The sequence below is a fragment of the Sphingobium sp. genome, assembly GCA_035196065.1.
Taxonomy (GTDB): Bacteria; Pseudomonadota; Alphaproteobacteria; order Sphingomonadales; family Sphingomonadaceae; genus Sphingorhabdus_B; species Sphingorhabdus_B rara.
The window spans coordinates 798,943-812,286 of the sequence record CP136575.1 but is presented as its reverse complement, the minus strand read 5'-3'; the positions used below and the strand labels follow the sequence as shown (position 1 = coordinate 812,286).

At 60.7% G+C, this 13,344-nt stretch carries 10 protein-coding genes; 4 read left to right on the top strand and 6 right to left on the bottom strand.

From position 1 onward, the window contains the following. Positions 1 to 36 precede the first annotated feature (36 nt). The 5 genes from RSE16_03835 to RSE16_03815 all read right to left on the bottom strand — a co-directional run bounded on the left by RSE16_03835 (position 37) and on the right by RSE16_03815 (position 8,065). Complete coding sequence (locus RSE16_03835; protein WRH76608.1) at positions 37 to 810, bottom strand: TIGR02186 family protein; 774 nt, start codon at positions 808 to 810, stop codon at positions 37 to 39. After that, the gene (locus RSE16_03830) at positions 807 to 1,721 is read right to left on the bottom strand and encodes a sulfite exporter TauE/SafE family protein (GenBank protein WRH76607.1); all 915 of its coding nucleotides are present in this window, start codon (positions 1,719 to 1,721) and stop codon (positions 807 to 809) included. The genes RSE16_03835 and RSE16_03830 overlap by 4 nt, the downstream gene beginning before the upstream one ends. 94 nt (positions 1,722 to 1,815) lie before the next feature. Continuing rightward, complete coding sequence (locus RSE16_03825; GenBank protein WRH76606.1) at positions 1,816 to 3,189, bottom strand: MATE family efflux transporter; 1,374 nt, start codon at positions 3,187 to 3,189, stop codon at positions 1,816 to 1,818. A gap of 38 nt (positions 3,190 to 3,227) precedes the next feature. Further along, positions 3,228 to 5,915, bottom strand: coding sequence for a valine--tRNA ligase (locus RSE16_03820; GenBank protein ID WRH76605.1), 2,688 nt, complete (start codon positions 5,913 to 5,915; stop codon positions 3,228 to 3,230). A gap of 98 nt (positions 5,916 to 6,013) precedes the next feature. Then, positions 6,014 to 8,065, bottom strand: a complete 2,052-nt coding sequence (locus RSE16_03815) for a S9 family peptidase (GenBank protein WRH76604.1) — start codon at positions 8,063 to 8,065, stop codon at positions 6,014 to 6,016. A gap of 87 nt (positions 8,066 to 8,152) precedes the next feature. Between RSE16_03815 and thrC the strand changes: the two genes are divergently transcribed. Genes thrC through RSE16_03795 form a run of 4 tightly spaced genes read left to right on the top strand, consistent with a single transcriptional unit; the run spans position 8,153 to position 11,567 of the window. After that, positions 8,153 to 9,547: a threonine synthase gene (gene thrC, locus RSE16_03810; GenBank protein ID WRH76603.1), complete on the top strand. Its 1,395-nt coding sequence runs from the start codon at positions 8,153 to 8,155 to the stop codon at positions 9,545 to 9,547. Beyond that, positions 9,519 to 10,433, top strand: coding sequence for a class I SAM-dependent methyltransferase (locus tag RSE16_03805; GenBank protein ID WRH76602.1), 915 nt, complete (start codon positions 9,519 to 9,521; stop codon positions 10,431 to 10,433). The genes thrC and RSE16_03805 overlap by 29 nt, the downstream gene beginning before the upstream one ends. 1 nt (position 10,434) lies before the next feature. After that, a complete protein-coding gene (locus tag RSE16_03800; GenBank protein WRH76601.1) occupies positions 10,435 to 10,821 on the top strand; it encodes a dihydroneopterin aldolase in 387 nt (128 codons plus the stop codon). Next, complete coding sequence (locus tag RSE16_03795) at positions 10,818 to 11,567, top strand: SDR family oxidoreductase (GenBank protein WRH76600.1); 750 nt, start codon at positions 10,818 to 10,820, stop codon at positions 11,565 to 11,567. The genes RSE16_03800 and RSE16_03795 overlap by 4 nt, the downstream gene beginning before the upstream one ends. 4 nt (positions 11,568 to 11,571) lie before the next feature. Here RSE16_03795 and RSE16_03790 read toward each other — a convergent pair whose 3' ends face one another. Next, positions 11,572 to 13,341, bottom strand: coding sequence for a hypothetical protein (locus tag RSE16_03790; protein WRH76599.1), 1,770 nt, complete (start codon positions 13,339 to 13,341; stop codon positions 11,572 to 11,574). Between the last annotated feature and the right edge of the window lie 3 nt (positions 13,342 to 13,344).

The following is a 13,344-nucleotide window of genomic DNA, read 5'->3' as shown; positions in this document are numbered from 1 at the left end:
CGCCTAAATGGCGCTCAAGAAGCGACCGTTAAGGCGTCAGAGCCGGCGAAATACGAAGCCCGCGAACCAACCGAGAAACAGCGAGATCAACACGGCAAACGCGCCGTAAATCAGGCCATAATCCTGCGCCATGATCGTTACGAAACGTTCGAACCCCGTCTTGCTTATGGTCACGGTGACGCTGTCATCGGCGACGATTACCCGGCCGTTCCGGATCAGCAATGTTTCGGCAGTATAGCGGCCTTCGGGCACGCTGGAGGGGATGGCAAGGCGCGCCCGATAAAGCACCTGATCGGTGATATCGACCGCCCCCGATTTTTCGGCATATAGCCCCCCGCGCTGGTTGAGATCGACCAGCCCATTTGTGAACCGGCGGACCTCCTCGCTGCGGATTTCACCGGTGGGGGAAAGCTGCAGCTTGCCCAGCCCCAGTTCATAAATTGCCGCTGTCCGGGCATCGACAATCTGTTCGATCGGACGCGAAGAGGCGATGGCATAATAGCCGGGGGCAGAACGAAAATCGATGCTTTCGGCATTAACCCAGATACCCGCTACCCGCTGTTTTTCGCGCACGATGATGGGTTCGGTCGGCCCACGCAGCACGACTGCGACATCGACCTTCCCTTCCGGGGCGACGCCGCGCGGATAGATGATCGCCCCGAACAGCAGCAGTTCGGCACCGGTAAAGCGCGACTGGATGTTGATGTTGCGCTGCGAGACATCGGGCACCAGCTTAGGTTCGACCTGCGCCTGCACCGCTGCCGGGATGGGCAGAAGCAGCACGAGCAGGATGAGCAGCCTGACGATCACAGCCCCGCCACCGTATAGATTTCATCGGGCCGCCAGCCGAGGCCGAGCGCCATGCGTAGCGCGACGATCAGGACAATCGCAGCAAGGAACAGCCGCAGATAATCTGGGCGCATCCGCTGCGCCAGCCGCGCGCCGATCTGCGCCCCGGTAACGCTGCCAATCAACAGAAAGACGGCGAGAACGATATCAACCGCCTTGGTCGTCAGGCTGTGCACCATCGTCGAACTCATCGTCACGAACAGGATCTGGAAGAGCGAGGTGCCAACCACGACATTGGCGCTCATCCCCAGAATATAGAGCATCGCCGGCACCATGATGAAGCCGCCGCCAACACCCAGCAGCATCGTCAATATGCCGGTGACAAAGCCGAGGATCAGCGGCGCGAGCGGCGATATGTAAAGCCCCGAACGATAGAAGCGCCAGCGCCAGGGCAGGTTGGCGACCAGCGGATGGTGTCGCCTTTTGCGGGCGGGCAATGGCTGGCCGCTGCGCGTCGCGCTCACGCTGGCCCATGCCTCGCGCGCCATCATGGTGCCGATGCTGCCCAGCAGGATCGTGTAGAGGATGTTGATCACCGTATCGATCTGGCCCCATGCCTCGAGCAGTTCGAACAATGCCGCGCCGAATATCGTACCCAGAAAGCCACCAGCGACGAGCACCGCCCCCATGTGAAAATCTACGCCGCCACGCCGCATATGGGCAAAGACGCCCGATACGCTGGCCCCTGTCACCTGTGTCGAAGCCGAGGCAGCGGCGACCATTGGCGGAATGCCGTAGAAGATCAGCAAAGGCGTGGTCAGAAAACCGCCGCCGACGCCGAACATCCCCGACAGCATGCCCACCGCGCCGCCGAGGAGGATGATCACAAGGATGTTTACCGACAGCCCGGCTATAGGCAGGTAGATATCCATGCGTTTCCGCTAGCGCCCTTCCCCTGAATGCCGCTGTAATGACGGCCTGTTTGATATCCTAACGCCTAATCGCGGCGCAATAAAGCCCGGCCGGTCAGGCAAGCGGTTTCAGCTTTCGCCAGCCACCGTGGAAATAATAGCCAATCGACAGCAGGAAAGAGGAGATGGCGGCGAGATTGAACGCCCACCAGATCGCATCGGCCCCATAACGGTCATGGAAACCAAAGCCGATGCTGAAGCGGACGATAATGGTCGCAAAGATAAGGATAAGGAGCGGCGCGATCACCGCGCCATTGGCACGCACCGCAAAGGTCACGACGACCGATATCCCCATCAACAAGAAACTCCATCCGATGACGAGGTTGATGTGGATCGCAATCGGGATCGCCGCACTGCCGGCGGGAATGAACAGGCGCAATATCGGGGTTGCGAAAATCGTAATCGCGGCGATCAGCACTGCGGTCATCAACACATTGATCCCGGCCCCGGCCCAAGCAATCCTTCCGACACGATCCCATTTGTTCGCGCCGATATTCTGCGCGACCATCGCGCTCACTGCGCCGCCGACCGCGACGGCTGGCATCTGCACATAACTCCAAAGCTGGTTCATCACCCCGAACGCCGCCGTGGTATCCACGCCTTCACGATTGACGAGGCCGATCATCACCAGCGCCGAGCCCGACATGATGATCATCGACAGCCCCATGGGTAGCCCCATTTTGGCAATCGGCTTTACCCATGCCGCATCGGGGCGCAGCCAGCCCAGTTCCTCTCCGCGCAGGCGGATAACAAGGTCCTTGGCGTAAACCTGCCGGATCAAAAGCGACAGGCTGATAAGCCCTGCTATCACCGTAGCCAGCGCCGATCCCGCTATACCCAGCGCGGGGATGGGCCCCAGCCCGAGGATGAAGACCGGGTTGAGCACAATGTCGAGCCCTACATTGACCAGCGTATTGCGAAAGGGCGTGACCGAATCCCCCACACCGCGGAGCGAGGAGGAGATTAGGATCATCACAAAGCTGGTTGGCATGCTGAGGAACATCACCCGCAAATAAGCGAGCGCGAGCGGATAGGCCGCCTCGGGCGTTGCCATCAGCCGCAACAAGGCGGGCGCGAACAACCAGCCAAGCAAGGCGACGGCGATACCTGCAGCGAGGAACAGGCCGGTCGCCGTCCCCATGATCCGGCGCACAGATTCAATCTGCCCGCGTCCGACATTCTGCCCGATCAGGATTGTCGTTGCCATTGAGAAGCCGAACAGCGTGGAAAACATCAGAAAGATGATCATTCCGGCATTGGCCGAAGCGGCCAGCGCAGTTTCGCCGAGAAACTGCCCGATCCACACCGAATTCACCGAATGGTTCACCGATTGCAGGATGTTGACGCCAAGCGAAGGCAGCGCGAACAGGAACAGCGTCTTGCCGACAGGGCCTATGGTCAGGTCGCGTTGGGGGGATCGGCTGGCCATGAGTCAGCTGCAATGCCCGTTGATGGCCCGGCCCTGCGTCACCCCAGCCGCGCTAGCGCCGAGCCGAGCCGTTCGACCTCCGCGCTTTTTTCCGCATGGTCGGCGCGCGCCTTTTCGACGGCTTCCGGCTTTGCCTTTTCGACAAAGGCGGGGTTGGACAGCCGCCCTTCAAGTGCCTTTGCTTCCTTGGCCACCGCTTCGATCGCCTTGGTGATGCGGGCGCGTTCGGCGTCGAGATCGACTATGCCTTCCAGCGGGATCACATAGGTTGCCTCATCGACAACGATCTGCACTGCGCCGCCTGCCGGCGCTTCGGCGGGGCTGATGCTGTCAAGCCGCGCTTGGCGTGCAATCGCCGCCTGCTGCCGCTCGATCCGCGCCAGTGTTTCGGGCGAAGCATCGCGAACAAAGGCATGCAACCGCGCACCCGGCGCAATGCCCAGTTCGTTCTTGGCGCTGCGTACTTCGGTCACCAGTGCGATCAACCAGTTGATTTCAGCGCCAGCTGCCAGATCAAGATCGGCCTTGGGCTCGGGCCATTTGGCAAGGATCAGGTCATAGGAGCGTTCGCCAAGAGCATGCCACAATTCCTCGGTCACGAACGGCATGAAGGGGTGGAGCATCACAAGTATCTGGTCGAGCACCCAGCCGGCCACAGCCTTGGTTTCCGCGTCGATTTCGCCCCGTTCTTCTCCGGCCGACACCGGCTTGATCAGTTCGAGATACCAGTCGCAGAATGTGCCCCAGCTGAACTGGTAGATCGCATCGGCCATGGCGTCGAAGCGATATTCCTCAAACGCTTTGTCGAGTTTCGCCAGCGTCGCGCTGACTTCGCCGATGATCCATTTGTTAACCGCAAGGCTTGCTTGCGGCGCATGCAAGGTGCCGCTGGCGCCGATGCCGTTGGACTGGCAGAAACGCGCTGCATTCCAAAGCTTTGTCGCAAAATTGCGATAGCCTTCAACGCGGCGTTCATCCATCTTCACATCCCGGCCCTGGCTTTCCATGGCCGCCATGAAGAAACGCAGGGCGTCGGTTCCATATTGATCCATCAGGATCAGCGGATCGACGACATTACCCTTGGACTTGGACATTTTCTGCCCGTCGGCCGCGCGGACAAGGCCGTGGAGATAGAGCGTCTTCCAAGGCACTTCCTGCATGAAGTGCATTCCCTGCATCGCCATGCGCGCATCCCAGAAAAACAGGATGTCAAAGCCGGAGATGAGAACGTCGTTGGGGTAGTGGCGCTTCAGATCTTCGGTCTGGTCGGGCCAGCCCAGCGTCCCAAAAGGCCAGAGTGCGGAGGAGAACCATGTATCAAGCACGTCTTCGTCGCGGGTCAGCGCAGCGCCTTCGCCCGCCTGCGCCTGCGCGGCAGCTTCGTCTTCGGCGACATAAACCTTGCCATCGGCGTCATACCAAGCCGGGATCCGGTGCCCCCACCAAAGCTGGCGCGACACGCACCAGGGCTGGATATTCTCCATCCAGTTAAAGAAGGTCTTTTCCCATGTCTTGGGGACGATATCGATCCGGCCGTCGCGAACCGCCTGTAGGGGCGGCTGCGCAAGCGTTTCGGCGTCGACATACCATTGGTCGGTCAGCCAGGGTTCGATCACCACGCCGCCGCGATCGCCAAAAGGCGTTTGGATCGTGCGCGGCTCGAAATCATTTTCGGTCGCTTCACCCTCAGCATCCTTGGTGATGTGCGGGATCAGAAAGCCTTCAGCCTTCATGTCGGCGACGATCTTATCGCGCGCTACGAAACGGTCGAGCCCCAGATATTTTTCTGGAACCAACCCGTCGGCGGTCTGCACGACGCGCGCCTCGGCATCGAACATGTTATACATGTCGGCTGGCTTGATACCTGCCCGCTTGCCGACCTCGAAATCGTTGAAGTCATGGCCCGGGGTGATCTTGACCACGCCCGATCCGAGTTCCGGATCAGCATGTTCGTCCGCCACCACCTTGAACCGGCGGCCAGTGATTGGCTGCAAGATTTCCTTGCCGATGGCCGCTTTGTAGCGTTCGTCATCGGGGTGCACCGCGACCGCCATATCGGCCAGCATCGTTTCGGGGCGCGTCGTCGCAACCTCGACATGGCCTGACCCGTCCGCAAAGGGATAGCGGAAACGCCAGAAGCCACCCTTCACCTCGCGGGTTTCAACTTCCAGATCCGAAATCGCGGTCTTCAGTTTCGGGTCCCAATTCACAAGCCGCTTGTCGCGATAGATCAGGCCCTGATTATAAAGGTCGATAAAGACCTTGGTGACCGCCTTGTTGAACCCTTCATCCATGGTGAAGCGTTCATTGGACCAATCCATTGAACAGCCTAAACGGCGCAACTGGTTGGTAATGGTTCCGCCGCTTTCGGCCTTCCACTCCCAAACCTTGTCGACAAAGGCCTCTCGGCTGTAATTGGTGCGCTTGTCCTGTTTCGCCTCAAGCTGGCGCTCGACAACCATCTGCGTCGCGATGCCGGCATGGTCTGTGCCGACCACCCACAGCGCATCCTTACCCTTCAGCCGGGCACGGCGGATCAATATGTCCTGCAGCGTATTGTCGAGCGCATGGCCGATGTGCAGGCTGCCGGTGACATTGGGCGGCGGGTTGACGATCGTATAAGGTTCCGCCTCGGGCCGATGCGGGCGATAGGCGCCGCTTTCTTCCCAATGCTTGGCCCATTTAGCCTCGATACCCGCGAAGTCGAATGTCTTGTCGATAGTCATGGCCTGCGCCCATGCCAGCCTATGCCCGATTCAGCAAGGCTTTGACCCGCCCGGTGCGGCTTCAATTCGAAGCATCCGGACCGAACGGGTCAGCGCAGTCACTTCGCCTTCAGATGACGGCCGACCCAGTCAAACACCGTGCGGTGCCATTGGAGGGAGTTTTTCGGCTTCAATATCCAGTGGTTTTCATCGGGAAAGATCAGCAATTGCGAATCGATTTCCTGCCGCTGCAGCGCGGTGAAAGTGGCAAGACCTTGGGAATAGGGAATGCGGAAATCCTTTTCGCCATGGATCACCAGCATTGGCGTTTTCCACTTGGTCACATGGTTCACCGGGTTCCATTTTTCGGCATCATTGCGCTGCCACCAGGGGCCGCCATGATCCCATTCGTCGAACCACAACTCCTCGGTCTCAAACGCCATTGCACGCAGGTCGAAAATGCCGGCATGGTTGACAAGGCATTTGAACCCGTCGGGCCAGTTGCCCGCAATCCAGTTCATCATATAGCCGCCATAGCTGCCGCCGAGCGCGCAGGCATTGGCCGTATCGATCTGCGCGTCGATTCCGGGTAATGCCGCCATCCCCAGTTTCAGATCTTCCAGCGGCTTTCCGCCCCAATCCTTGTTGATGCTGTCGGTAAAGGCCTGACCGTAGCCGGTGCTGCCATGGAAATCGATGGTCACTGCGGCATAGCCTTGGCTCGCCATCACTGCAGGGTTCCAGCGGAACGACCAGCTGTTGTTGAACGAACCTTGCGGTCCACCATGGACGAGGAGGAGAAGTGGCAGCTTTCCGGTTGTGGCCATGGGCTTCACAATCTGCCCATGCACCAGCGCCCCGCCTGCACCCTTGAAGGTGAACTGGCTGTACTGGACGGGATCGAGTTCCTTTTGCGCATCGGCGTTGACATTGGTCAGCCGGCGGGTCTGCCCTTTGCCGTCCATCACCACCAGATCATTGGGCCCGGACAGGCTATTGATTGCATAGAGCACCCCGCCTTTCGGCAGGGCAGCGAAATCGGCGATGGTGCCGCGTTCGGTCAACCGTGTGACCTTTCCCTTCAGGTCGATGCGAAACAGGGGATTTTCCAACCCGTCCTGCGCAACGGCGAGCAGGCTCTTGCTGTCCTTTGCCCAGGCAAGCGCCCCAACCGAACGATCCCAATTTGCGGTCAACGCGCTGGTCTTGCCGCTGACGAGATCCTTGAGCATCACCACCTGCCGGTCGGCTTCATAGCCCGGGCGTGCCATCGCCGCCCAGGCGAGCCATTTGCCGTCGGGCGAGGGCGCGGGCAATGTATCGGTAGCGTCATTGCTGTCGGTCAGGTTGGTTGCAGCGCCGCCGGTCGCAGGCGTCTGGTAGAGATCAAGGTTGGTCGAGCGCGCTTCGTTCCGATCCGCAATGCGCAGCGCGAAATAGAGCGACTGGCTGTCTGCGCTCCACGCAATCTCCTCACCCCCGCCCATCGGTTTTGAGGGCGAATCGCCGGTAATGCCGCCATCCATTGGCTTGCCGCCTGACAGGCTGCCGTCGGCGGCAATATCAAAGGCAAAGACACGGCTGTAATTGCCGGGCGTTTCCCATGAATCCCAATGGCGCACGAACAATTCGTCATAGACGCGCCCGGTGCCGGGCCCGGGCTTTGACCGGTCACCATCGGCATCGCAGCCGAAATCGTTGCAATCGCGGGCGATATCGCCCCAAACTGCAACACGCTTGCCATCGGGCGACAGTTTGAAGCCGGCAACGTCAGTCTTGAAGGCGCTGACCTGCTCGCTTTCACCGCTGGCAAGATCATGCCGCCAAAGCTGGTCAGATCCGCTTTCATTGCTGATATACCAGATCGCCTTGCCATCGGGGGCAAAGGCGGGACTGTGCTCATTCCAATCCGGCTGTGACGCGACTTTCTGCGGGATCGCGGCAGGGTTGTCAGTCGCCACCAGATAGAGATCGCTGCGGCGGCGGTTCGCAGTCAGATCGGTTTCCTGAAGCTGGTAAACAGCAAGCTTCCCGTCGGGCGAGACTGCGGGTGCAGCCAGCCTCTTCATGGTGATCAGATCGGTTTCCGTCATCGGGCGGGCGGCGACGGGGGAGGCGAGCGCTGTCGAAAAGGCGAGCGCGGCGAGCGAAGCGGCGAAATAATGTTTCATGGTGCAGGACTATAGGGCGATTTGCTGCTGTGCAAGCGGCGCACGCACTTGCGCCAAATTGCTGCAACCGCTAACGCCGCCTCCGCCATGCACTATATCAGCACCAGGGGAAATGCGTCCAACCTCGACTTTCGTGGGGTGACGCTGGCGGGGCTTGCCAGCGACGGCGGCCTGTATGTGCCGCAGGTTTGGCCGCGTTTTACCGCAGACGAGATCGCGGCGATGCGCGGGCTGCCTTATGTGGACCTAGCCGCAAAGGTGATGGCGCCCTTTACCGCCGGTTCGCTAACCGAGGCAGAATTGCGCGATCTGTGCGCCGCCGCCTATGGCAGTTTTTCGCATGATGCGGTGACGCCGCTGGTTCAGCTTGACGGGCAGCATTGGCTGCTCGAATTGTTCCATGGCCCAACGCTGGCGTTCAAAGATGTCGCGCTGCAACTGCTCGGTCAGTTGTTCGAACGCTTTCTGACCGGCACGGACACCAAGCTGACCATTGTCGGCGCGACCAGCGGCGACACCGGTTCGGCAGCAATCCATGCGGTGGCCGGGCGCGAGCAGATCGAAATCTTCATGCTCCACCCCGAAGGCCGGGTGTCAGATGTGCAGCGCCGGCAGATGACCACGGTGCTCGCCCCCAATGTGCACAATATCGCAATTGCCGGCAGCTTCGATGATGCGCAAGCGATGGTAAAGCGCATGTTCGGCGACAGCGAAGTGACCTCGCAGCTGACATTGTCTGCGGTCAATTCGATCAACTGGGCACGGCTGATGGCGCAGGTTGTCTATTATTTCTGGGCCGCGCTGCGGCTTGGTGCGCCCGAACGGCCTGTGGCCTTTTCGGTACCGACAGGCAATTTCGGCGATGTCTTTGCAGGCTATGTCGCGGCGCAAATGGGTCTGCCGGTCGAACGGTTGATTGTCGCGACCAATGTGAACGACATTCTTCACCGTGCATTGGCCAAGGGCGACTATTCGATCGGCGAAGTCACGCCCACCGCCGCACCCTCGATGGACATTCAGGTCTCGAGCAATTTCGAACGGCTGCTCTATGATCTTGAAGGCCGGGACGGATCGACCACCGCCGCGCGGATGAAATGGTTCGAACAGATGGGCAAGATGGTGCTTTCGTCGGATATGCGCCGTAAGGCGGCGCTGCTTGCCAGCGCGCGCGCTGATTCTGCCGAAATGTCGGGTGCCATGCGTTGGGCCTGGGACCATTGCGGGCAGATCATCGATCCGCACACTGCAATCGCGCTTCACGCCGCGCGTGAGGGGGGCATCGCTGCCGATATACCCGTCGTCACTCTGGCGACAGCGCATCCGGCAAAGTTCCGTGAGGCGGTTGAACGGGCAACCGGCATCCGACCATCGCTTCCCGCACGCGTCGGCAATCTGTTTGACCGTGAGGAACGCTTCATTTCGCTGCCCGGCGATTATGCCGCAGTGCGCGACCATGTCCTTACCCACGCCGCCCGTGGCTGATTTCGTCACACTGGTTGGCGAACCGCGCGAGGATTACACGCTGCTCGACAGCGGTAATGGTCGTAAATGGGAACGTTACGGCCCATATCGCTTCATCCGCCCCGAGCCGCAGGCAATGTGGGAACCGGCGATTGACGAATGGCCCGCCGATGCCGAATTCATCCCCGGATCAGACGAAGAGGGTGGCGGCCGCTGGTATTATGAAACCAAGGCAGTGCAGCAGGGCTGGCCGCTAAACTGGAATGGCGAAGTGCGCTTTTCCGCCAGCTGCACGCCCTTTCGCCATCTGGGCTTTTTTCCGGATATGGACCCGGTCTGGCGCTGGATGCGCGGGCAGATCGAGGGGGCGTCCGATCCGCAGGTGATGAACCTGTTCGGCTATACCGGTGTCGGCACGCTGGCGCTGTCTTCGGCGGGCGCGCAGATGGTGCATGTCGATGCCTCGAAAAAATCGGTAGCGCAGGCGCGCGACAATGCCGCCTTGTCCGACATGGCAGACCGGCCGATCCGCTGGATCGTTGACGATGCCGCGAAATTTGTGGCCCGCGAAGTGCGGCGCGAACGGCGTTATGACGGCATATTGCTCGATCCGCCCAAATATGGCCGCGGCCCCGATGGCGAGGTCTGGCGGCTGGAGGAAGACCTGCCCGAAATGATTGCCAATTGCCGGCAATTGCTTGACGCAAACTCGCGCTTTCTTTTCCTCACCGTCTATGCCGTGCGCATGTCGGCGCTGGCGCTGGGAAATCTGGTACAGATGCATTTTGCCGACCTGCCCGGAAAAGTCGAATTTGGCGAACTGGCCGTTCGCGAAGAGGCGCGGGGGTTGTTGCTACCCACCGCCATTTTCGCACGCTGGTCGCAGCCCGAACTTCAACAGGATTGATATGACTGACTTGCTCACCCTCGAAGTGCATGACCTGCACGTCAATGTCCTCACCGGCATTTACAGCCAAGAAACGCACCTGCCGCAACCGCTGCACATTTCAGTCAGCGCCGATTTGGAAATCGCGCCACACTACACGCCCGATACGCCGCTTTCGGCGTCGAAAAACTATATGGCGATCAAGGCGGCGGCGACCGAATTTCCCGAAGGCGTGCACTTCACGCTGATCGAGGCGCTGGCAGACCATATCATCGGCCGGCTGTTTTCCGAGGATGACCGTTTCACCTCGATCACGGTCAAGATCATCAAGCTCGCCATATCCGAAGATGGCGAATCGATCGGGCTTACCATGACGCGGCACCGGAAGCCGTCAGGGGTTGCCGCATGAAGCGCCCGCTCGCGCTGGTGACCGGCGGAGTCCGCCGTCTCGGCGCGATCATCGCGGCGCGGCTTTCCGATGCGGGCTATGACCTGGCGCTATCGAGCCATGGCGCGGGCAATCCAGACCCCGTATTGGCAGAGGCGATTGCGCGTAACGGCTGCGACTGGCAGCATTTTACTGCCGATCTTTCAGACAGTGCGGCGGCAAGCGCATTGGTCGGCGATGTGGCAGAGCATTTTGGCCGCGCACCCGATCTGCTGGTCAACAATGCCGCCATGTTCGGACAGGATGGCTGGGAAGCAATGGACGCCGCCAGCCTTGACGCGCATTTCCGGCTGAATCTGTTTGCGCCGCTGCTTTTGTCGACAGCGCTGGTCAAGGCGCACGGCAACCGGCCAGCCATCGTCCATATTGTCGACCAGCGGGTGCGTAATCCCAATGGCGATCAGTTGAGCTATACGCTGTCAAAGCAAGCGCTGGCTGCTTCGGTGCGGTCGATGGCGGCCGCGCTTGCCCCGCATGCACGGGTCAATGGCGTGGCCCCGGGGCTCGTCATTCCGACCGATGAATATTCGGATGCCATGATGCAGCAGCTTGCCGGCGCGATGCCGCTGCACGCATTGCCCGCACCCGAAAGCGTGGCCGATGCCGTGCTTTACCTGGCCCAGGCGCGCGACGTGACGGGACAAATCATCTTCGCAGATGGCGGCGCGCATCTGAACAGCTACACCCGCGACTTCATGCACCTTTAAGCTTTCAGGACTTGCGCACCCGCCAGACCTGAATGCCGCTTCCCCTGTCGGGAAGCCGTTCGAGCCATGCCGGAACGCGGCCCTTGGCAAGCACGGCCCACAAACCATCAGGGTCCGCCTTGCTGTAATTGCCAAGCTCGCTTTCATCCGGGCAGGCTACAATATAGGCGATGCCGCGCCGATCGATGATCGCTTTTGACTGCGCCGGAGGCAGGCGAAAAATATCGATCTGGTCACGCATCCCCTGCTGGTTGCGATGATGGCTGCTGGCGAGCACCTTATGCGCGCTGGTTAGCAAGATCATCGGCCCAATATCGAACGGGGCCACCATCCGGGAGGACGGCAGGCTGGCGAGCGTGGTGATCGATTGCGCTGAATCGCAGCTATAGGTCTGCGCGCCAGCGATCGGCGCCGTCGCAGTTTCCGCGGCGTTGCCAGCAAAAAACAGATAAGCCTGCTGCAACAATGCGCCGGGCATTAGCAGCAATATGAACAGGGCAACATAGCGCAGCCGTCGCGCCAAAACCGGCTCTTCGCGATAGCGCGCGATCAGCAGGGTCGCAGCGCAGGCCAATGCCGGGATCGCCAACAGGGTGGCGACCGAAATTGTGCGAAAGACAAGCATCGACAGCATAATCGCGTAAATCTGAAGCGGCACGATGCGCACCAGCAGCGCCCATTTTTCAGGGGCAAGCTGCCGCCGCAGCCAGGGCAGGCTGGCAAGCGAGGCGATAGCGACGCCGAGGAACAGCAACGCCGTAGCAGCATCCTGCCGCCAGACGGGCAGGCCTTCATTGACCTGCGCATACCAATATTTGCGCACCACAGGGTCCATTTGGGCGAACGCCCCGGACAGGCAATCGGGCGCGAGATAGACAAACAGGCCCCCTGCAAGCCCTGCAGGAAGCGCGAGCGCGGCGAGCCGGAACGGCCAGCGGGCAAGCGGCAAAGCCGTCACGGCAAGCGCCGAAAGCGCCGCAGCGATAATCGCCCAAATATGCGCGGGCGAAATCGCGTCGCAATATTGCGCGCCCGAAAGCCCCTGTCGCTGGGTCGCGAAAAAGAGGGCAAGGCTGGTCAAGGCAAAGGCCGTGATCGCTGCCTGCAATCGGGGCCGTTCGCCGGCATCGCGCACCCAGCCAAAAGCGAGCAACGCGAAGAACATGACCGCTGCCGGCGCGCCTTCGAGCGATATGTGCATCCAGACCGCGAGAGCCAGCCCGAGCAACAGACCGGCGCGGCGTGGTTTTGGCCAGAATAAAGTCCAAAGGGCAATTGCGGCGCACACCAGTTGCCAGCCATGATGGTCAATCCGCATCGGGCGCAATTGCATCGACAAGGCAGGTGCAACCATCGCCATCATCAGCGCGCTGACGCCGGCAATATGCCCGGCTATCCGCGCCGCGATACTGGCGAGAATTGCCGCAATGAGGGCATAACAGCCCAAAGGCACGATGATGCCGGCGGCCATTTCGGCGCCATATGTGCCAAGCAGCGGACGGAGCGCGAGGATGATCGCCGCTAGCGGAAGTTCGATCAGCCGCGACCAGTGCATCGGCGCGCCATCGGGCGCGTTCAGCCGATATTGGCTGCTATCCCACCAGCTTTGCCCGCCCAGAAAATCGCGCAGCTGCACCAGCCGCAACTGGTCGTCCGGATCCCATCCCGATAGCGTCGCGACATTATCGCGGCTGAGGAAAAGAAGCAGGCCGGCGAGCAGCAGCCAGATGATGGCATAGGCAAGGCCCGGCTTGCGGCCTGCAATCAGGGACATGGA